Below are 21,880 nucleotides of genomic sequence, written 5' to 3'. Positions count from 1 at the left end.
AGGGATAGGTATATTACGCTGTTTACAAGGTTTTAAAATGATTTTGTAAGTAACTACAAACCAATAGATTGATTCTATACGGGTTATATCTTCATAAAATTTAACTGCTAATTATTGGTACACAATAGTTAGCAGCATAAGTACATAAAAATAAAATTTAATATACTAATCTTATGCTAAAAGCAATAAACATAAGTAAATCTTACCAGGGAAAAACAGCCTTGAAGAGTGTTTCTTTTGATGTTTCAAAAGGAGAAATTTTTTGCCTATTAGGACAAAATGGAGCAGGAAAAACAACAACTATAAATATCTTTTTAGGTTTCATAAAAATGGATAGCGGTCAAGCTTTTGTTGGTGATAAAGAAATTGACAAACACAATATCAATAAACTAACCGCTTATATACCTGAAACTGTTCAGTTATATGGTAACCTTAGTGGTGTAGAAAATTTAGATTTTTTTAGTCGTCTTGCTGGCTTTAAATGCACTACAGCTGAGTTAGAAACTATATTAACAAAAACAGGACTACAAACAGATGCACAGCACAAAAGACTATCATCATATTCCAAAGGAATGCGACAAAAAGTAGGTATTGCAATAGCATTGGCTAAAAATGCGGAAGTAATTTTTATGGATGAACCTACTTCAGGTTTAGACCCTAAAGCAACAGCTGAATTCACTACTATCTGTAAAGAACTAGCTGCTATGGGGAAAATAATTTTTATGGCTACGCATGATATTTTTAACGCAGTAGAATTAGCAACTACTATAGGAATTATGAATGACGGTGTTTTAGTACAACAACTAAAAGCCAGTGATATTGATGCAGGACAATTAAATCAACTTTACCTAGAAACAATTTAAAAATGAAAAATTATATTATTATCATAGTATTAGTATTATCGGTTCATACTTCACTTGCCCAAATTTCGGTTACAGGTAAAGTAGTTGACATAGATAAACAGCCTATTTTAGGCGCTACTGTAACCTATACAAATAACAGTGTAAAAAGTAATAAGGGTACTGTTGCCGATGAAAATGGGAATTTTACAATAGACCTACCTGAAACAGGTAATTATTTAATTAGCGTAAAACACGTAGGAATGAAGGTCATAAATTTTAAAAAAACTTTTGATCAAGTTCAAGCATATAATTTAGGCGAATTAATTTTGGAAGAAAATGTTGAATACCTACAATCTGTAGAAGTAATTGGAAGAGCCCGAACAGATTATAATAGTGATTATTCATTTTCTGCAACTAAAATAGCTATAAAAAACAAAGAGCTACCACAGGCAATTACTACAGTTACGAAAGAACTTATTGCTGATCGTCAAGCTTTTCAATTGGCTGACGCAGTTAAAACAGTAAGTAATGTTACCGTAACAGGCTTATACAATCATTACAATATTCGTGGGATAACGCAAGCCGATGATGGGCAAATATTAAATGGAATGCGTACTCGTCAATATTATTTTTTACAACCAATTACTTCACATATAGAGCGTGTAGAGGTAATAAAAGGGCCTTCATCAGTAACTTTTTCTAGTGCCGACCCGGGAGGAACTGTAAATATGGTGACCAAAAAGCCTTTAACAGAAAAAAGAAGTGAAGTTTCTGCTTCAACAGGTAGTTTTGGTACATTACGAGCTACTGCAGATTTTACAGGTCCATTAAACGAATCTAAAACATTATTATACCGTTTTAATGCCGCTTTTCAAGAAGCAAATTCTTTTCGTGATTTAGTAAAAAATAATGCCTTTTTGATAACACCATCATTCACTTATGTACCCAACGAAACTACTGCTCTTAATGTAGAAATGATATACAGTAACGGGGTTGGAAACTTAGATAGAGGACAACCTATTTTTGGTAGTATTAATGGTGAATTTGATTTAAATAGCACTCCAATTTCATTAAACGTTGGTGCTTCTAATGATTATTTTGAATCAAAAGAATTAGTGATGATGACCAACTTCACAAAAAAATTCACTGATAATTTTGGTTTTAATGCTACATACATGAAGCAAACTTGGCAAGAAGATTTAGCTGAACATAGAACCGAAAATACTGCTGCAGTTGATATTGATGGAAATGAAATACCAACTTTAGCGGCTATGCGATATGTAGAGCGTGAGCAATTTTGGGATACAGATAACTTTAGTGCTTTTTTCAACTTTGATATAGAAGGAGAAGAAATTACAAATAAAATTTTAGTTGGTTATGATGCTACGCGTTGGGAACGTACCATTGGTGGCGGACAAAATTCTGCAAGACGTTATTTAAAATTAGATGGTAGTGTTTCAAGCTTTAGTGTTGATGAAGCAGATGAGTTCCAAACTATGGAAATTGATGGTGTTACGATGCCAGTACCTAACGTTGCCCATTTTGATTTAGAAGATCCAAGTAATGGAATTCGAGTTACTAAAGATTATACCATTTCAGAATTTGAAATACCTGCAAACCTATCTACTTCAGGCGGTATTTATATCCAAGATCAAGTTAAAATTGGAAAGTTTTCAGCGTTACTTAATTTAAGATATGAGTGGTTTTCTGATATTTTTGATTACACCGGTGACGAGGAAGAATTTAAGAATACAGCCTTTATACCTAGGTTAGGTTTAACTTATGAGGTTACCGATAATATTAGTGCTTATGCCACGTATTTAGAAGGTTTTCAACCGCAAACAAATACGGTATCATTATCGCCCGCTACAGAAGGATTCTTCTGGGCTGCATCACCAGGTTCTTTTGACCCTTTAGAAAGTAGCTTAAAAGAAATAGGTGCGAAAGGTGAATTTTTAAACGGTAAAGTAGTTATGAATTTAGCCATTTTTGATATCACTCAAAAGAATTTATTAATTGGTGACACTTATGACTTAGAAAATTTAACAACCAGAGGAGAGCAACGTAGTAGAGGTTTTGAAACTGATTTTTCAGGATATGTAACACCAAATTTTCAAATAGTAGCTTCATACGGCTTTACCGATGCTGAAATTATTGAAGATGAAGATGAAACCTTAATTGGCGAACGTATTGGAGGTACTCCTAAGCATAGTGCTAATCTTTGGGGTAAATATGACTTTACAAGCACAACACTAAAAGGTATAGGTGTTGGTTTAGGTGTTCAATATAGCGGAGATAAATATTCTTGGTATGCTGATCGTTTGTTACTACCAGAATATACTGTTTTTGATGGTGCTATTTATTACAAACCTGCAAGTGCTAATATTCAATTGACTTTAAAAGTGAATAACTTATTTGATAAAACCTATTGGTTAGGTGCTTTAAATGCATATAGATTGGCTCCTGGAACACCAAGAAATGTATTATTAAATGCAACCTATAAATTTTAATTATGAGAAAAAACGTAATTAATTTATTAGCAAGGCAGTTATGGCAAGATGCTTTTAGATCTAAAGTGATGTTAATTGCATCAATATTAATTCTTTTTTTATTGATTTTTTCTGCTTATAGTGGTTGGGAAAATTACCATGACCAGAATTTAACCCGAGATGAAATTCAAGATGAAGTGCAAGACAGTTGGGAGAATAACCCCGATAAGCACCCACACCGAATGGCACATTATGGATCTTTTGCTTTGCGATTAAAACACGTATTAAGTGTTTTTGATTTAGGAATGGAAAACTTTGTTGGTAATGCTGTTTTTTTAGAAGCACACAAACAAAATACCGTTAATTTTTCTGAAGCAAGTATGTCTACAGGTTTATTACGATTTGGAGAAGTGAGTTTGGCTATGTTATTAAAAGTAATTGTACCACTACTCCTATTCTATTTAGGATTTGCAACCATAGCGCAAGAAAGGGAGAATGGCACTTTAAAACTTTTAATAGGACAAGGAGTTAGTCGAAAAGAAATTGTTTTTGGAAAATGGTTAGGATTATGGGGTCTGTCTTTAATTTTTTTAGTGGCTATTTTTCTAGTTCTATTATTTTTTGTATTTCTAGAATCTCACAATAGCATGTATTTTGATAGCTTATTTAGATATCTTGTTTTACTAATTTCATACCTATTATTTTTTGGAGTTTTGAGTGCAATTACCATTTTAGTTTCTGCCTTTAGCATAACTGCTAAAAGTGCTTTGATAAAACTATTAGGTATTTGGTTGTTATTTGTGATAATTGTACCAAAATCATTGCAAGCAATGGGATTTTACTTATATCCTACACCTTCAAAAATAGAAATGGAAACAGCGGTAGAGCATGATTTAATGCAATTAGGTGATAGCCACAACCCCGATGATCCACATTTTAAAGCATTGCAAGATTCTGTATTACTTAGTAATAACGTCAAAGATGTTGCTGATTTACCTTTTAATTATGGAGGTTTCGTAATGTCTAAAGGAGAAGCTTTAAGTGCTGCTGTGTATTTAAAGCATCAAACCAAGCTTTATAATGTATATGAAAAGCAGAATAATTTAGAACGTTATTCTGCCTTTGTTAATCCGTATAGTGCTATAAAGAATTTATCTATGGCATTCTCAGGTACAGATTTTCAGTCTTTCCTTCATTTTAAAGATAAAGCAGAAGCCTATCGATTCAACTTAGCGCAAGAAATGAATAGATTACAGATGGAGTTAATCCCAAATAAAGGCAAAGCTGGTCCTGACAAAATTTCAAATGATTACTGGAAACAATTTCCGCCCTTTGAATACCATTTTTTAAGTATTTCTGATGTGTTTAAAAATGAGCTGATCTCATTAATTGCATTGCTATTATGGAGCATATTAGCTGTTTTCGGGCTCTTACGATTATCAACTAACCTAAAAGCCATATAGATGTATAGTTTATTATTTAAATCATTTTTTAGAACAAAAATTTTTATGGTTAGTCTTATTTTATTGCTAACTGTTGGAATTATAAGCATATTTATTGGCAAGCAGTATTTGATAAAGCAAGAAAAAACAATTGCAGCTGCTCAGGTATTTCAAGAAGAAAGCATCAACAAGAACCTAGAGTATCATAGTGAAGATTTAGGCCTACTTTTGTATTATTTACGATTTACATTAATTAAAAAACCTGAAAATATTAGTGCAATATCTATAGGTCAGAGTGATATAAATCCGTTATTACAGTCAGTAACCATTCGTGCGTTAGAAGCACAAAAATACGACAATGATTTTGAGAATCCATCACTGTTAATGTCTGGTAATTTAGATTTAGGGTTTGTAATTATTTACCTATTTCCACTAGTATTAATTGCCATGACTTTTAATTTATATTCTGAAGAAAAGGAATTAGGAACATGGCGCATACTCGCTGCGCAAACCTCATCTAAAGCACAATTTTTATTTAAAAAATTAGTGGTTAGATTTTTCTTTGTATTTGGAGTATTGTTGTTCTTGCTATTTTTTGCAAGTGCAATTTTACAAATACCACTGAATCAAAATTTTGGGGGAATATTCATACAAAGTGTACTGTATCTTTTGTTTTGGAGTGCCCTTAGTTTTTGGATGGTCTCTTTACAAAAAAACTCTAGTTTCAATGCATTAGCATTAATCTCTATTTGGGTTGTATTGACTATTTTATTACCTGCTTTGGTAAATAATTATGTAATTAATACCTACCAAATACCTGAAGCTTTAGATGCAATGGTAGAGCAAAGAGATGGATATCATGAAAAATGGGATTTAGAAAAAGATGCAACCATGACCGATTTTTTTAAAACTTATCCGCAATATAAAAATTATGAAGTTGCTGAAGATCAGTTCAGTTGGATTTGGTATTACGGAATGCAATTTATGGGAGATTTTGAAGCAAAAGATACCAGTGCAGAAATGACTGAGAAAATTATGTTGAGAAATACCGTTAGTGAAAAAATAGCACTATTTGTACCGACCATGCATGTACAATTAAGCTTTAATACACTTGCAAGTACGGATATGGTAAGTCATTTAGGTTTTTTAAAAGCCCTAACTGAATTTCATAAAAATTTACGTGAAGGTTTTTATAATTCAATATTTGATAACAAATCCTCTGATAGTGTAGGTTTAGAAAATTATGAAGCTAAGTTTTACGAATCAGAACTGCATATTGATTGGTTACGTTTAATACTACCAATATTACTTTTTACAGTATTGATTGCTATTTTCTCATTAGTTAATTTGAGAAAGTTATAGATAAAAAACAAGGGCTAGATGATTATCTAGCCCTTATTTTAAATATTAGTAAGCTATTCCATTATAATATCAAATTCTATATAGTAAAATACGCTTCTACTATATGAGATATTAGTGTAAACAACTCCGTAATAATATGTACCACTTTCCCAAGCTTTTGCATCAGTTATTGGATTTGGAGTTGTTAAATTATCTTCTTCAGCACCAATAGTTAAAGCAACACCATAATTCCAATGACCTGTATCTCTATTATTTTTTAAAGTTATAAGTTCTTCTTCGTCATAATGAGAAACAACTTCAGTTACAATAGCTTTAGAAAAATCAATTTCCTCAATACTTTCAGGTTTATGATTGAAACTCTTTTTAATTAATAAGCCATACATAATACCATCACCTTTAATACTCCCTATTTGTATTGCAGACCAAATAGACTCATTTACAGCAAAATATGATCCCTCTGGATTTTGATATTCACCATTATTGTAAAAATTATTAAATCCACCTACACCTTCATCGTTTATTTTATCTACACCAAAAACACTTAGATGTGGATTTACTTCAGGGTAATCTTCAGCATCAATTAACTCAATGTTTCTTACTTCTTCTAGAAATGTTCCGTTTTGGTCTGTAACAGTTATTACAAAATCATAAACCCCTTTTGGAGCTTCTGCTGGTATATCAAAATGCTGATGCATAGTAGCATTTTTTAAACCTTGATATTTATCCCAAACCATTTCAAAAGACCAATCTGATGAATACGTTTCTCCAGCTCTTTGCTCAATGTTTATCGTAACCATATCTAATAAATCACCCGCTAAAAATTCTGCATTAAAGTGAAAATCTTCTCCAACAACACCTAGTTCATTATCATAAAGACCAACTTCAACTTCAGAAATGGTGGGTGCCATTAAAATGGTTTCATCACCTTCTTCATCACTAGAACATGATGTAAATAATAGCATTAATAAAAATGTAGGCATTACTATAAAATGCAACCTATTATAAAAGTTTATTTTAAAATTCATTTTAAATAATTAGTGTGTTTTTTTAAAAGAAATTAGCTGTTTTTTTACTCAATAATTTTTATATCTATTGATGTTCTAGATTGCCAACCTGTAGCATCTGTAACAGAATATGCACAGTGATAATCACCTGTATCAACATCATCTGGAATTGTAATGCTTACATTTATTTCATAAGTAGTTCCACCCTCATCAATAGTGTAGTTTTCTATAAATATTAATGGATTTACAGCGGTTTTTATATCCTCTAGAGAGCAATCACCAACCTGATCATCGTGTGTGTGGTGATCAAAATTATGATGAATATCAATACTGTAAGAAGCTAGCGATAAATTGTCTGTTGTCTGTGCTCTAAAACTATACGTTTCGCCTCTTGTTAATTCAGAGCAACCTTGCGGAAATCCGTCTGCATAATCAATACTAATGGTTGGTTTTTCTTCATCTATACCTACATCATCACTAGAACACGCAACTATTAGTGTTAATAACAAAAAATAGAAATATCTTAGTTTAATTTTCATACAATCTTGTTTTAAAACCGCACAATACTTAAAAAATACTGTGCGGTGTTATAATAATTTAAGCAGTAACATCAATATACGTCTCATATTCTTCAGTATTACCATCTTCATCTTCAACAGTAAAAACTATATGATACTCGCCAGCAGGTGTAGTAGTAGGAACATCAATATGTTCGTGGAATTCTACTTCAGTTTCTTCATGGTAACCATCTAAAAACTCTTCTTCATAATCCCACTCTTCTTCTCCTTCTGCAACAGTAAGGTCGTGAGCATGAATATCAACAGTAATACTATGAATACCATTAACAGCAGTTATCATAAATTCAGTATGAAAATCATTACCTCTAATTACGGTTTCATCAATAGAAATATCACTTAATGTAATTACATCTAAAATTTGAAGGTATCCTTCAAATTCTGTACTATTCCCTAATTCGTCAGTAACCAATAACTCTATGTGGTATTCCCCTGAAGGAATATCAGTTGGCACGTCAATATGCTCATGAAAAGTTGGATTAATTACTAAGTAATCAGCATCTGTAAATACTTGTTCAAATTCCCATTCTACTTCATCATCTGCAGGTGTTAAATCATGTGAATGAATAGAAAGCGTAATGCTACTTACGGTAGCTTCAGCAGTAATTTCTGCTTCTAAATGAATATCTGAGCCTTTATAAGCTACTTGTTCTGTTGAATGTGTACTTCCTTCTCCATATTCAAAGCTAGAAATAACAGGTGCAATTAGGCTGTCAGAATCATCATCATCACTACTACACGATTGTAAAAAGAGTGATGCAGATGCAATGATTGCAAAAAAATTAAAAGTTGATTTCATAATTGTTGTTTTCATTTGATTAAAATTTAATTAATTATTAGTTATTTTTTAAAAGGAATTGTTATTGATAATGATATATTTCTACCAGCTTCTGGTACATCTATTAGCCTATAAAAACTAGTATGATTAAAATATTTAGTGTCAAATACGTTATTAAGTTTTATACGCATTTCTAGCGGTAAATTATTTGTGAACACATCTATTTCTGTTAAAAAAGACATATTTAATACCTGATAGCCATCTGTTTTTTCTTCTGGTGGCACAATCTCTTCTTGAGCTGCCGTAATTCTATAATCTGCAATAAATTGAGGATTATTAAAAAATAGCAGTTTATTAAATTGATATTTTGCAGATAGCAAACTAGATAAGGGTGGAGAAAACGGTAGCGTAAATCCTTCTTTTGCTCCACTAGTTTGTCTTGAATACACATATTCAACTGAAGCATCTATCTGAAATTTTTTTAAAATTGTGGTACTTGTATTAAACTCACCACCTATCCTAAAAACCTTAGCTTGTGTATATTCATAAATTTGTATGGTTTCGTAATAATTTGATGTCGGATTTAAGTAAATATAATTTTGAAAAATATTTATAAACGGACTCACACCTATACTAAATGATTTTTTAGTGTGGTCTACAGCTAAATCAAGCTGATACGATATTTCTGGATCTAAATCGATATTTCCTTGTTCGTACCGATACATATGATAATTGACACCATCTGATGCCAGTTCGTTTGCTAAAGGCATTCTAAAACTTCTACCTATATTAACTTTGTAACTTGTTTTATTTTTAATGTAACTAAGCCCTAAAGAAGTACTAAGGCTTCCGAAATTAAGAGTTTTGTCTTGAGACCTTTGCAGGTATATGTATGATGTTGAACCATCATCGTTATTTACTGTGGACTGATACCAGTCAAAATATGCCTTGGTAGCTACGCTACCTACATCATATCGAAAACCCGCCAATACATGGAAGTTAGAATTAACTTCAAACTGATCATACGCAAAAACACCAACGGTAAAACGGTTGTATTCCGGAATTAAAAACCCCCATCCGCCAATATTGTTATTCTGGTATTCCGTATTTAAACCAACCACAATATCATGCTGATCTGTGGGTTTAAAAGCGTCACGAAAGTTTAACGAATAAGTGTTTTTTATAAATGATCTTTCTTTGGTATTTGAAGGTGTCGGCATATACCCATGAGGAACAGGCTCTGAATGTTCTTCTCTATTATTATTCTGGTAACCTAGGTCAATTTGCAGGTTATGATCTCCAATTTTTATTGCCGTATTGTTCGTAATTTTAAAATGGTTTACCTTGTGATAAGGAAGATCTATATCTCTATTAGAACTATCATAATCTATACTAGATGATCTTACCTCTAAACCATGAGCATTTGCAAAGAATCCGTTTTTGGCATTTACATTACTAAATACTGTTTCAGTTTTTATACCATCAGAAATAAAACCAATACCCAAACTTGCATCTGCTTCGTTTCCTGCTGTATTTCTCAAGTTATTTTCATGTAATTCAAATACATAATTTTCATAATTGATTTGATCTGTTGGTACTTTATAATCCCCGTAATCTCTGTACGTTAATCGTCCACGATAAAACCATTTATCTTTTCTTGTGGTCACACCTGCGGAAACACCCAATAAATCATTGTTACTTTCTCCTATAATATTTACTTCTCCTGCAAAAGAATTAGGTTGTGGAATTTTATTTGGTTGTATATCTACCACACCTGCAATGGCATCAGACCCGTATAATAAAGAAGCTGGACCTTTAATAATTTGTATGTTTTCAATACCGTGCTGGTCAATTTCTAGTCCGTGGTCATTACCCCACTGTTGTGCTTCATGCTTTATTCCATTTTGTACTACGGCAACCCTGTTAAAACCTAAGCCGCGAATTACAGGTTTAGATTGCCCTGAACCAATATTTATTGTACTTACTCCCGCAACCTTACTTAATGTTTGCATTAGCGTATTTTCCCTATTTTGGTCTAGAAATTCTTTAGAGACGGTTTGTGTGACTATTGGAGTTTCCATTACCTCCCTTTCGCTTGTTTTTGCATTAACTTTTACTTCTTCAAGAACAGTAGCGTCTTCACTCAAGTAAACATTCAATTCTTTCATATTTGGTCCTACAGCAACCGAAATAGTTTTAGGTTCACAACCAATATGAGATATGGTAAAAGTGTATTTGGCTTTAGATAGATTGTTTATGGTAAAAGCACCAGTATCTGATGAAAAGGTATACAGGTTTTCACCAACAATTGTTGCACCTACTGCAGGTGTTAAATCATTTGCATGTTTTACAACGCCTTTTATTTGAAAAGAATTTTGAGCAAGCACTGTTGAGCATAGGCCAAAAATTAGCCATATACTCAGTATTTTATGAGACATGAATTGTACTATGAATGAGTTAGTAATCTTTGAAAAGATTTTTTAGAATACCTACACATTAATTGTTACAACAGTTTTACTACAAGTACATTTAGTTTTATGTAATTGACGTTTATAACAACCTATTTTTTTACAAGTTAAATGTATAAGGATTTTATACTATTGAAGGAGGAGGTCTAGAGAGCAGTTCTCTGTCAAAAATTGTTTTAGAAACAATAAAATTGTAGTTATTGGTTACCTCAGTTTGAATAACAAATTCAATATTTTCTATTTGAAAATCACCTGAATGCGTAGAAACTGCTGGAATTGAGTTTAAAACCAACGCATAATCACAAATACCACAAGCATCACGTTCCTCTCCTTCAATATGGGAAAGCGCATGTAGACTTGTCAATTTCATGATTAGAAAAAGAACAAGAAATAAATAACTACTATTTCTTCTTAAATGACTACTATTCATTTTAACGAAAACGATGTTAGGTAAATTCCTTCAAAAATATTTTGCGAATATATTACCTTTTTACCCATAATGCAACTAAGTTGCATTAGAATATTTGCCATTCTTATTCAGTTGATCAAACTAAATAACTATCAGTAAAACCACCAAAGAAATATTATTCTCTATTATTTTGAAATTCCAATTTAATTATTTTGCCCAAATCTTTGTTTCTATGATTTTTTAAGTACATTAATTTAAAATGTTCAATTGCTTTTTCAAATTCTTTTTTAGAGTAATTATTATCATACGGAGAAAAATAATAATGATAATCTATATTATCTAAATCAATATTTGGAGAAAAAATAACATTAAGCCCCGAATCTAACTCTTTATTAGCTAGTTCCTCTGCAGTTAAAACTATTTTTTGTGTATTGTATACTGTATCCTTTGTAATACCTTCAAAGTATGGATTCTTTTTTATATTCTCTTTTTTATATTCCTTCTCTTTTTCATTCATTTTATAATCAACTAAAAGACTATATTTTTTTATAGTTGCTCTTGGAAATATGGAGTCAAATAATTTTCCTTGAAGTAGTTCTACTCTTCCATTATCAATTACAGTATGATAACCAATACTTTTATCATTTAAAAAGTTAGAAAGTTCGTTAGTTTCAGACGCCAAATTAGAAGAAGGAGGTACCCAAGGATTTTTATAATCATCTACGTTAATAGCTGCTGAAACACTAGCTTTTAAAAGTGTAGTATCATTTGTATAAACATATATAAAGCTATTATTATCTAGCACTTTATTTTTGTTCTCATTATACAGTTTAACTACTTTGTTATATTCTTCTACGTTTAAATTATATGCTTTAGTTTCAGGGTCTCTTCTAGAGGGTAAAACCAAAATAAGAAAAACAATTATCCCAATACAAATAATAAACAATGTAAGTAATGGGTTTGCTGATACCCATCCTTTATAAATTTTATTTTCGGTGGTTGAATCTTCATTTTCTATTGCAGGCTTTAACTCTGTGTTTGGCATATGATTAATAAAATTTTCACACTCTAAATCAGCTTCAGTAATTTTTGGAAATTCTTTTTTAATCAAAACCTTTGTCTCATCAGTAAAAGGATTATCTAATAATTTTACTTTAGATATTGAACTTGCTATTTTATAAAATGAATCTGGAAGAACTGTAAGTTCATTATCATCTATTTTAAGTACACTAAGCTTATTTAATTGCTCAATAGAATCGGGTAAAGTATTTATGTAATTTGAACTAATATCAAGGTGAATGAGGTTTTCAAATTTGGCTAAACATTCTGGAAATTGCGTTAAATCATTATAACTAAGATTGATTTCTTCTAATTTATTGAGCTTGCAAATATTTCCAAAATTATCTTTTAGTTCATTGGCCTCAATGTTTAATTTTCTTAAATATTTTAATTTCTCAATGTTTTCTGGTAGTTGTGTTAAATAATTAGAGTCTAAGGAAAGTGCTTCTAAATACGGTATACGCAATACAACTTCTGGAAAATGTTTTAAATCTAAATTATTAATATTAAGGGTTTTCAAAGCAGGTAATTTGTCTAACCATTGTGGCAATTCTATTAAAGGATTACTACTAATTTTTAGTGTCTCTATATTGGTTAAGTTGCTATATGATTTTGGTAGAAGTTCAATCTCATTTTTAGAAACAATTAAAGTTTTCAAATACCTAAATTCCGCAATTAATTCTGGAGCAATCTTAAAGCTATTATTCTTTAAGTTTAGAACCTGTAAAAACTTTAATTCTGTAATAAAGCTTGGCAGTTCTGTTAATTCGTTTTTACTTAAATCAAGTTCTCGTAAATGTAAATTGTTTAATATACTTCTTGGAACTTCTCTTAATGATTGATTAGAGAGATTTAAAACGTATGAATCATCAGATTGAAAAGCCATTGTTAGTTAAGTTAAATTATGTTTAGATATAATCGAGTAAATAAATCAATACTAAGATAATTTTATCTGAAATATTACATCTAAGATAATATTCAATTTAAATGAGGTAATTGTCATTATTAAATAGTGATAGCTTGCAATGCAATAAGTATATATTAATAATATACAGCCCCTTTTATAGCATAACGCAACCTATACCAAGTAAGTATTAAGCTAATATCAAATTTTTAAAATTTGGTAATGCATATATAAATCATTTAAAATAAATATTATGTCTCAAAATGTATCTGAACAGCTATTAGATATTCTAGTGAATGTTGGTGTAGAACGTGTGTATGGTGTTACTGGTGATGCTTTAAACTTTTTTGTTAAAGCAATTGAAGAACGTGATGATGTTAGTTGGATAGGAATGAAACACGAGGGAAATGCATCTTTTGCTGCCTTTGGTCAAAGTCAAACTTCAGGTAAATTAGGTGTTTGTGCAGGTACCGTTGGTCCGGGTGCATTGCATTTAATCAATGGCTTATACAATTCTAAAAAAGAACGAACACCACTTATTGCTATTACAGGGCAAATAAATCAAAAACAACAAGGTACTTCCTATTTTCAAGAAGTAGATTTAAAAAAAGTATTTGATGATGTTTGTGACTATCAAGCAGTAATTGAAACTCCTGAGCAGGCACCTATGGTAATACAACGTGCTATTAAAATTGCTTTAGCCAATAACGCGGTATGTAGAATTGAATTACCTGCAAACGTTGCTGAAATGAAAGCGGACAGCCAAGAATTTATTCATCCTATTAAGAAATATAATTCACTCTTAGTTCCTGACGAAACTACAGTGCAAGAAGCTTCTTCTCTATTGAACAATGCAAAAACAGTAGGTATTCTAGCTGGAGATGGGTGTCGTGAAAGTAGAGAAGCTGTACTAACATTGGCTAAAAAACTAAATGCCCCAATTACGCACAGCTTACGCGCAAGTGATATATTTGATCATGATACGGACAATGTAGTTGGGCTTACTGGATTAATCGGGAATCCGTCAGGTTATAATGCGGTTATGAAATGTGATTTATTATTAATGCTAGGAACTGATTTTCCATACATTCAATTTTTACCACACGATACCAAAACAATACAAGTTGATATAAGACAAGAAAATATTGGGAATAGAACCTCTGTAGATTTAGGAGTTTGGAGTGACATTTCATCATTTTTAGCAATGCTAAATCCTAAAATAGAACAAAAAGAGGATACTCAATTTTTAGATAAGCTTAGAGGTAACTTTAAAGGTTGGAGAAAAAATATGAAAGAGCAGGCCTCTCCTACTCGCGAAAATGAACCTTTACACCCACAAATATTTACAGATTTTGTGGATCAATATGCTGCAGATGATGCAATTTTTACTGTTGAAACAGGAACTTCTGCTATTTGGGCAGCGCATCATATTTCATTTAACAAACAAAGACGTTTGATTGGTTCTTTTAATCACGGATCAATGGCTGTTGGCTTGCCTTCTGCCATTGGTGCTCAATTTGCGAACCCTGATAAAGAAATTTGGTGTTTAAGTGGTGATGGTGCTTTTAATATGGCAATGCAAGATTTTATAACGGCAGTTAGGTATGAGCTTCCTGTTAAAATTCTAATCTTTAATAACAGCGAGCTAAGTTTTGTAAAATTAGAAATGGAAGAAGCTGGTTTGGCTGCTAGCCTTGATGCTTTACATGAAACAAATGTTGATTTTGCTGCATATGCAAAACTTTGCGGTGGTGATGGCATTAGAGTTGAGCATGCAAAAGATATTGGAGCGGCAATAAAACAAGCTAAAAACAGCACAAAACCATTTATAATTGATGCCGTTGTAAATAGTGGCGAATTATCATTACCACCACATATAGGTATTAAAGAAGCTTTCAGTTTTGGGAGCTCTAAATTAAAAGAGGTTGGTCAAGTGATTACTGGTGATAAATCGCAGTGGGAAAACATGAAAAAAGAACTTCAGTCTTACTTTGATTAATTGAAGTATCACATAAAATATACAAAAAAAGCTTTAATCCCAATTAAGATTAAAGCTTTTACTTTTTAGGCTGGTTTAGGTAGCATAAAATAAAATGTTGTTCCTTCTCCTACTACACTTTTGACTCCTATTGTACCTGAGTTTTTTTCAATCATCTCTTTACACAAGGTTAAGCCTAAGCCAGTACCTTTTTCATTATTGGTGCCGTATGTGGTAATATTTGAAGTCATTAAAAATATTTTTTCTTGTATTTCTTTCGTCATACCTACACCTGAATCTTTTATTTCAATTTTATAAAAATTACCATCATCAATTGCATTAAATGATATTTCACCCTTTTCGGGGGTAAATTTTGTAGCATTGCTTAGTAAGTTTCTTATAACGACTTCAGTTTGATCATTATCTGCCCAAACAACAACATCTTCAGAAATATTATTATTAACCTTAATTACTTTTTTTTCTATAGCCGGGGTTAACAATTTTATTGAACTTTCTACTAGGTTGGTTACCGTTACATTTGTAGGCTCTATATAAGAACCATTCATTTGAGAATTACCCCAATCGAGTAAGTTATTTAAGGTAAAATAAATAGAATCTACATTATTTTCTATTTTTGGAATAAAATCATCTAACTCACTCTTGCTTAACATTTTTTCAGAATACAGATTGAGCAAACTTTTCAATGACCCTATAGGCCCTCTTAGGTCATGCCCTACAATTGAAAAAAGTTTATTCTTCGTATTATTTATCTCGGTCAGCTCTTCCCTATTTTGTTTTAATACTTTATTTAAACGTTTGTACTTATTTTTATTTCTTTTGATAACAAAAAGTATACAACCAAGTATTATAAGTAGGGTTAATATTATATATATAACTAAACTCTTTTTTGCCAGTGCTTTTTCATTTTCTCGCAAAAATAAAGCCTTTTCATTTTTGTAATCTAGATTAACTTTTAAAAGCTCTAATCCATTTTTATTTGCATTTCTATATAGAGAATCTGAAAGTTTAATATTTAAGTCTCGGTACCAAAGGGCTTGCTCAAAATTATTATTTAACTGAAAAAGTTTATATAGTATATTTGTACTAGTTATTTCTCCTTTAATATAATTTATATTTTTAGAAGTTGAATAAGCATTTAAAGCATTTTCAATTGCTAAACTATCCTTTTTTAATAATAAATAAGCTTGTGCTATTCCGTTAATAACATCAATTTTAGCCGTTCCATCATCAATTTTATTATGAAGCAACATACTTTTAAAAAACCATTCTAAAGCTGTATTAAATTTTTCTTGTTTTAAATAAATTTTTCCTTTAACATCATACGAATAAGCTAACCATTTTAAACTTTGATATTTTCGAAAAACAGGAATACTTCTCTCCACATTAATCATAGCTTCTTCTAACCTATCCATTTTAAAATAGATATCTGCCACACAACTAAAAGTTTCCGCTTTAAAAAGTTCATCTCCGAGGTTTTCGTTTATAAGAATTGAATTTTCATAATACTCTAAACCTTGTTCATAATATTTTTGAGAAATATATAAGTATGCAATATTTTGGTTTAATAATGTAAGGTCATAATTGTAATTATGTTTGGTTGCTAAATCAATACCTTGCAGTAAACTATTTAATGATTCTGCATATTCGCCCAAGTATTCATATTCTTGAGCTTTAGCGTTTAGTATATATAATTTTTGTTTCGGAACTTTATTTGAAGTCTGCTCGTAAACTTCTAAAGCTTTGTCATAATAGAAAATGCCTTTACTGTCTTTATCTTGTTGCGAATAAAAATGACCCTGAAGTTCGTATGAACTAATAACTCCAAAATCATAATTACTTTTTTCACTCAGTTCTAAAACTTTTTTTGCAACAGACATAAGAGTGTCTTTATTAATATGACGATGTTTAGACCCATATTTTATTAAGGTGTTAATATACACCGTATCAGTTTCAAAGAAATTAGCAGTATTTCTTAAACTAGATAATTTGTTTGACAAACTATCAATAACAGTTTGTTGAGCTTGAACTGATTGTAAAGAACACACACATAAAATACTAATTAAAAGTATTTTACACATTATTTTTACTACTACATTAATAAAATTTATGCTCATTTATTTAAAATGAAAAAGTTCTGAATATTATATAACTACTATAAAACAGAATAAATTTTGTTTTATTTTCCTACAAAAAATAAATATTATAAAATTTAGAAAAAGTAAAAAGAGTTTACTTAGCTATTAAGTTATTCATTTTAATCTAAAAAATAGCTTTATTGAAAACCAAATGAGCTATTTAAATAAACTTTATATCGAAATTAACGTCTGTAAAGGTAGTCCAAGCAGTTTTATATAGTACTTTTGCCGCCTTAAATAATTATCAAGAATCTCACAAAAAAGAGATAGCAACCTACATTAACGAGTAAGGTGCTAAATAGATAAGCCAAGTATTTGGAACAAATGTTAACGCATACTTCTACATATTTACTTTACTATGCTCTTTTTAAAACTGAATAAATTAAAATGGCTAGTACACTTAAAATCACCCCTAAATTTTCTGCATTAATTCCCTTTTTTGTTTTTGTATTTACTTTTTTGGGTGTCGGAATCTATCAAAATGATTTTTATGCTTTACCTGCACCAATTGCTGTAATTATAGGTATTACCGTAGCATTTTTAATGTTTAAACAATCTATAAATTCTAAAATAGCAACATTATTAAAAGGGTGTGGTGATGATAAAATATTAACCATGTGTCTCATCTATTTACTGGCTGGGGCATTTGCCGCTATAACCAAAGAAACTGGTAGTGTCGATGCTATTGTAAATTTGGGCTTAGATTACATTGCTATTCAATACATATATGTAGGTATTTTTATTATTGCAGGTTTTTTATCATTATCAACAGGTACATCTGTTGGAGCTATTGTAGCTCTTGCTCCTATCGTTGTTAGTTTTGCTGATAAAAGTAGTGCCGATTTAGCCATTTTATGTGGTGCTTTATTGGGTGGTAGCATGTTTGGTGATAACTTATCGGTAATTTCAGATACAACAATAGCCGCAACGCAAACGTTAGGCTGTAAAATGAGTGATAAGTTTAAGCAGAATATAAAAATTGCAGTTCCTGCCGCATTACTAACTATTGCAATACTAATTTTTCAAGGTTTTGGTTTAAAATCTTCAGACGCAACCACTGTTGAATACACCTATTCTATTGTAAAAATTGTACCTTATGTATTAGTAATTGTACTTTCAATTGTAGGTATAAATGTATTTGTAACATTACTTTTAGGTGCTATAGCAGCTGTAGGTTTAGGACTTGCTTACGGTGATTTTACCTTAATTGAATCTAGCAGAATAGCCTACACTGGTTTCACAAATATGACCGAAATATTTTTACTATCATTATTAACTGGTGGTTTAGCTGCTTTGGTTGAGAAAAATGGTGGTATTGATTTTATATTGATCAATATTAAAAAGCTTATTAAGAATAAAAAAACTGCTCAATATGGTATTGCCACATTAGTAAGTACTATAAATATGGCGATTGCCAATAATACAGTTTCAATTATTATTGCAGGTCCGATTGCTAAAAGCATTAATGATGAATATGAGCTTGACAACAAAAAAACAGCTTCTATATTAGATATTTTTGCCTGTGTTTTTCAAGGCTTATTACCTTACGGAGCTCAAGTATTAATGATTTTAAGTTTCTCTAAAGAACAAATCAATTATACTGACTTAGTATTCAATACTTGGTATTTACTTCTATTACTTATTTGTACATTACTATTTATTGGTTTTAAACCATTTAAAAATAAGTAACAAAAATTTAACTATTTTTAAAAAATGTAAAATAAAATGTACTACCTACACCTACTTCACTAGTCACCCAAATAGAACCCTTATAGTAGTCAATTATTCTCTTCACAATTGAGAGTCCTATGCCTGAAGAAGACGTTTTACTATCAAGTTTGGTGAATTTTTGAAAAATACTATCAAAATGGCTGGCATTTATACCTTTACCATTATCTTTTACAAAAAACTCATAGTGGTCTTCTTTTTCTGTAAAACCAACTTCTATCAGCCCTTTTTCTTTATCGGAAAACTTAATAGCATTCTGAATTAAATTCTGAAAAACTTGTTTAAACCGTAATTCATTACCAAATATACTTGGTAAATTACCTTGAATAGAAAAAACAATATTTTCTGGTATTAGAACTGTTTGTGCTATTTCCCCCAACATTACATTAAAATCAATAAGTGATTCGTCTGATTCTATTTTATCTACTTTAGAGTAATCTAGAATTCCTTTTATTAAAGAATCCATTTTTTTGACAGTGAAAACAATATGATTTAATGGTATTAAATCTGTTTCACTTAAAACACCTTTATTCCCTTTTATAAACAATTCAATTAAAGCATTTATATTTATTAGCGGTGCTCTTAAATCGTGAGAAACAATATGTGCATAGTCATTTAATTCTTGGTTTTGCAATGATAAACTCTGTAATAGTTCTTCTTTATTTTTCTCTTGTTCTATTATAATTTCTTCTTGTTCTTTACGTTGCAAAATATTTACTATCATATTAGAGTAAACAAAAAGAATATTTTTCTCATTATCTGAATATTTTTTAAGTTTTTTTACTGAATCAAAACCAATAAAACCTATCAGTTTATCATTTTTAATTTTAGGAATGGCAATTAAACTTTTAATACCTTGAGGTTCTAAAAGACCACGTAAACAACGTTCACCTTCATCAGGTAACAAACTAACATCATCAATGTATAAAGGTTCTCCTTTTTCATGAGCTTCAACCCACTGCATCAAATATTCTAAGGGTACTTCTTGTAAATTATCTATTTCAGCATCAATACCTGCTGCACACCATTCGTATGTATTAGTAGAAGTTTTGTTCTCAAAATCATATGAAAAAATATAACTTCTATCTGCTTCTACAAACTCCCCAATCTGTTTTAATGATGATTGAATTATTGCATCAATATCTGATAAATCTGAATTAATATATTTAGTTGAAATACTTATTAATAAATCTTGAAAGCGTAAATGTTTTTCAATGATTTTATTTTTTTCAATTTGTTTTAAATTCCGACTCATTTTTAACCAATTGATATATAATACAATAAATATCAACAAAAAAAACTAGAAAGTAAGAAAAACCTTTAGTAAATTACCAACTATCATTATAAATAGCTAATAAAAGTGAAGTCTTAAAGGTAGATCAATTAGCTAAAGATAATAAATAGCTTTTGATCTACATATTCGTATAGATTGTACTGAAAGTATACGTTTGAAGTATGAAACTTCAAATGATATAAATAGTATTGGTTTAACAAATAACTAATGACTTTATGTTAAATTTAATAGCATATAAATACTTAAAAAAACTAAAATAATTTGCATAATAAGTTTTAAAACTTAACTATTTAATTATTCTATAAATTTTAGAAGTTAATTTTAATAAAAAAGTATATTTGTTACGTAATATTTCAAAATTATCAATTTAACATTTCAATTATGAAAAATTTAATTATAGTTAGCGCTGCTTTATTTATCAGTGCAATATCTTACGGACAGTTTCAAGTGTCTGTTAGTTCTGGTTATGCTGTTGGAAGTGCAGGAATGAAATTAGGAGAAAGAGTAACTGAAACTGAAACTGAAAATTCTTATGGTAGTTACGGTGAAGGTGTTAATTTTCAAATAAGAGGAACATACTTTTTTAAAGACTCATCATTTGGTGCTGATATAGGTTTAGGATATTTGAATGGTGCCGATCAAGATGTATCAATAATAGATACTGAAGATGAAGAAGTTAATGCTATTGCTAGAGCTCGTGCATTTGGTGGTTCTGCATCATTAGTTTATAAATTTACAAATAATGTTTTTGGTCGTTTGGGTGCTTTAGTAAAAATAGGTGGTAAAACAGAAGCCGTAGTATTTAGTAAATCTGTTTTTTCTGATGCTGAAGCTACTGCATTAGGTTTACCTTCTGGTTCTTATTCTGAAACAAATTATAAAGAAAATTTTCATGGTCACTTTCCTCTGGGCTTAGTAGCTGCTATTGGTTATAAGTATGACATTAATCCTAAATTAAAACTATTTGTTGAGGCTGAATATTACGGAATAAGTTTAAAACGTAAAAACTCAAAACTATCAGAATTTAATACTGATATATTTTTACCTGATGGAACTGTTGCAGTAGAAAGTTTCTATACACTTGATAATCTACCTGATGGTTTTAATAAAGAAACAACCTATGTAGACACTTTATCAAATTCTGAAACAGATTCATCAAAAGAATTATCTCAAAAAGTTCCTTACTCTTCGTTTGGTCTTAATTTTGGTATAACATATGTATTCAAAAAATCAGAGAAAAAACAAAAATCTTAAGTTACCTAAACTTTAAAAAATTAAGCGCCATAAAACAAATTGTTTTATGGCGTTTTTTTGTGCTCTAAAATTTATTCACAAACTGTAAATCAAAAAAATGTAAAATATTTTTTTGCAACTACAAACTCATAAAAGCAT

Annotated in this window: 15 protein-coding genes and 1 riboswitch; of the genes, 7 read left to right on the top strand and 8 right to left on the bottom strand. The window is 30.3% G+C overall.

The features are described from left to right. Positions 1-173: 173 nt before the first annotated feature. From KO500_RS07775 to KO500_RS07760, 4 genes are read left to right on the top strand one after another with little or no spacing between them, the layout of a single operon-like run. The gene (locus KO500_RS07775) at positions 174-863 is read left to right on the top strand and encodes an ABC transporter ATP-binding protein (protein ID WP_215955955.1); all 690 of its coding nucleotides are present in this window, start codon (positions 174-176) and stop codon (positions 861-863) included. A gap of 2 nt (positions 864-865) precedes the next feature. Next, positions 866-3,352 carry a TonB-dependent receptor domain-containing protein gene (locus KO500_RS07770; protein ID WP_215955954.1) on the top strand — a complete coding sequence of 829 codons (2,487 nt, stop codon included), beginning with the start codon at positions 866-868 and terminating at the stop codon, positions 3,350-3,352. 2 nt (positions 3,353-3,354) lie between these two features. Further along, the gene (locus KO500_RS07765) at positions 3,355-4,794 is read left to right on the top strand and encodes an ABC transporter permease (RefSeq protein ID WP_215955953.1); all 1,440 of its coding nucleotides are present in this window, start codon (positions 3,355-3,357) and stop codon (positions 4,792-4,794) included. Continuing rightward, complete coding sequence (locus KO500_RS07760; protein WP_215955952.1) at positions 4,795-6,135, top strand: DUF3526 domain-containing protein; 1,341 nt, start codon at positions 4,795-4,797, stop codon at positions 6,133-6,135. Positions 6,136-6,188: 53 nt separating this feature from the next. On the opposite strand, the gene KO500_RS07755 is transcribed toward KO500_RS07760, so the two are convergent. The 6 genes from KO500_RS07755 to KO500_RS07730 form a co-directional block, all read right to left on the bottom strand. After that, positions 6,189-7,160: a DUF4625 domain-containing protein gene (locus tag KO500_RS07755; RefSeq protein WP_215955951.1), complete on the bottom strand. Its 972-nt coding sequence runs from the start codon at positions 7,158-7,160 to the stop codon at positions 6,189-6,191. Positions 7,161-7,204: 44 nt separating this feature from the next. Beyond that, positions 7,205-7,678 (bottom strand): DUF4625 domain-containing protein, encoded by a 474-nt coding sequence (locus KO500_RS07750; RefSeq protein ID WP_215955950.1) that lies wholly within the window; start codon positions 7,676-7,678, stop codon positions 7,205-7,207. A 58-nt stretch (positions 7,679-7,736) separates the two neighbouring features. Then, positions 7,737-8,528, bottom strand: coding sequence for a DUF4625 domain-containing protein (locus tag KO500_RS07745; protein ID WP_215955949.1), 792 nt, complete (start codon positions 8,526-8,528; stop codon positions 7,737-7,739). 26 nt (positions 8,529-8,554) lie between these two features. Continuing rightward, positions 8,555-10,930 carry a TonB-dependent receptor gene (locus KO500_RS07740; RefSeq protein ID WP_215955948.1) on the bottom strand — a complete coding sequence of 792 codons (2,376 nt, stop codon included), beginning with the start codon at positions 10,928-10,930 and terminating at the stop codon, positions 8,555-8,557. A gap of 154 nt (positions 10,931-11,084) precedes the next feature. Next, on the bottom strand, positions 11,085-11,330 hold the full coding sequence (locus KO500_RS07735) for a hypothetical protein (protein ID WP_215955947.1): 246 nt from the start codon (positions 11,328-11,330) through the stop codon (positions 11,085-11,087). 214 nt (positions 11,331-11,544) lie between these two features. Further along, positions 11,545-13,314: a leucine-rich repeat domain-containing protein gene (locus tag KO500_RS07730; protein WP_215955946.1), complete on the bottom strand. Its 1,770-nt coding sequence runs from the start codon at positions 13,312-13,314 to the stop codon at positions 11,545-11,547. A gap of 271 nt (positions 13,315-13,585) precedes the next feature. On the opposite strand from KO500_RS07730, the gene KO500_RS07725 reads away from it, so the two are divergent. Continuing rightward, complete coding sequence (locus KO500_RS07725) at positions 13,586-15,331, top strand: thiamine pyrophosphate-dependent enzyme (protein ID WP_215955945.1); 1,746 nt, start codon at positions 13,586-13,588, stop codon at positions 15,329-15,331. Positions 15,332-15,396: 65 nt separating this feature from the next. On the opposite strand, the gene KO500_RS07720 is transcribed toward KO500_RS07725, so the two are convergent. Further along, positions 15,397-17,445, bottom strand: a complete 2,049-nt coding sequence (locus KO500_RS07720; protein WP_215955944.1) for a tetratricopeptide repeat-containing sensor histidine kinase — start codon at positions 17,443-17,445, stop codon at positions 15,397-15,399. Positions 17,446-17,702: 257 nt separating this feature from the next. Next, a riboswitch (SAM-I-IV-variant riboswitch) is annotated at positions 17,703-17,801 on the top strand. A 52-nt stretch (positions 17,802-17,853) separates the two neighbouring features. Between KO500_RS07720 and KO500_RS07715 the strand changes: the two genes are divergently transcribed. After that, complete coding sequence (locus KO500_RS07715; RefSeq protein WP_215955943.1) at positions 17,854-19,155, top strand: Na+/H+ antiporter NhaC family protein; 1,302 nt, start codon at positions 17,854-17,856, stop codon at positions 19,153-19,155. A gap of 7 nt (positions 19,156-19,162) precedes the next feature. Here KO500_RS07715 and KO500_RS07710 read toward each other — a convergent pair whose 3' ends face one another. Continuing rightward, entirely contained in the window at positions 19,163-20,449 is a 1,287-nt protein-coding gene (locus KO500_RS07710; protein WP_215955942.1) for a GAF domain-containing sensor histidine kinase, read from the bottom strand. Positions 20,450-20,869: 420 nt separating this feature from the next. Between KO500_RS07710 and KO500_RS07705 the strand changes: the two genes are divergently transcribed. Next, positions 20,870-21,742 (top strand): hypothetical protein, encoded by an 873-nt coding sequence (locus KO500_RS07705; protein ID WP_215955941.1) that lies wholly within the window; start codon positions 20,870-20,872, stop codon positions 21,740-21,742. The last annotated feature ends 138 nt before the right edge of the window (positions 21,743-21,880 follow it).

The organism is Cellulophaga baltica (assembly GCF_018861125.1).
Classification (GTDB): domain Bacteria; phylum Bacteroidota; class Bacteroidia; order Flavobacteriales; family Flavobacteriaceae; genus Cellulophaga; species Cellulophaga baltica_A.
Note: the sequence above shows the minus strand (reverse complement) of the source record. Positions and strands in the feature narration are given on the sequence as shown.

What these genes read in the sequence shown, in the direction of transcription:
- KO500_RS07775 (WP_215955955.1), top strand. Translation starts at nt 174, where the DNA reads ATGCTAAAAGCAATAAACATAAGTAAATCTTACCAGGGAAAAACAGCC.
- KO500_RS07770 (WP_215955954.1), top strand. Translation starts at nt 866, where the DNA reads ATGAAAAATTATATTATTATCATAGTATTAGTATTATCGGTTCATACT.
- KO500_RS07765 (WP_215955953.1), top strand. Translation starts at nt 3,355, where the DNA reads ATGAGAAAAAACGTAATTAATTTATTAGCAAGGCAGTTATGGCAAGAT.
- KO500_RS07760 (WP_215955952.1), top strand. Translation starts at nt 4,795, where the DNA reads ATGTATAGTTTATTATTTAAATCATTTTTTAGAACAAAAATTTTTATG.
- KO500_RS07755 (WP_215955951.1), bottom strand. Translation starts at nt 7,160, where the DNA reads ATGAATTTTAAAATAAACTTTTATAATAGGTTGCATTTTATAGTAATG.
- KO500_RS07750 (WP_215955950.1), bottom strand. Translation starts at nt 7,678, where the DNA reads ATGAAAATTAAACTAAGATATTTCTATTTTTTGTTATTAACACTAATA.
- KO500_RS07745 (WP_215955949.1), bottom strand. Translation starts at nt 8,528, where the DNA reads ATGAAAACAACAATTATGAAATCAACTTTTAATTTTTTTGCAATCATT.
- KO500_RS07740 (WP_215955948.1), bottom strand. Translation starts at nt 10,930, where the DNA reads ATGTCTCATAAAATACTGAGTATATGGCTAATTTTTGGCCTATGCTCA.
- KO500_RS07735 (WP_215955947.1), bottom strand. Translation starts at nt 11,330, where the DNA reads ATGAAATTGACAAGTCTACATGCGCTTTCCCATATTGAAGGAGAGGAA.
- KO500_RS07730 (WP_215955946.1), bottom strand. Translation starts at nt 13,314, where the DNA reads ATGGCTTTTCAATCTGATGATTCATACGTTTTAAATCTCTCTAATCAA.
- KO500_RS07725 (WP_215955945.1), top strand. Translation starts at nt 13,586, where the DNA reads ATGTCTCAAAATGTATCTGAACAGCTATTAGATATTCTAGTGAATGTT.
- KO500_RS07720 (WP_215955944.1), bottom strand. Translation starts at nt 17,445, where the DNA reads ATGAGCATAAATTTTATTAATGTAGTAGTAAAAATAATGTGTAAAATA.
- KO500_RS07715 (WP_215955943.1), top strand. Translation starts at nt 17,854, where the DNA reads ATGGCTAGTACACTTAAAATCACCCCTAAATTTTCTGCATTAATTCCC.
- KO500_RS07710 (WP_215955942.1), bottom strand. Translation starts at nt 20,449, where the DNA reads ATGAGTCGGAATTTAAAACAAATTGAAAAAAATAAAATCATTGAAAAA.
- KO500_RS07705 (WP_215955941.1), top strand. Translation starts at nt 20,870, where the DNA reads ATGAAAAATTTAATTATAGTTAGCGCTGCTTTATTTATCAGTGCAATA.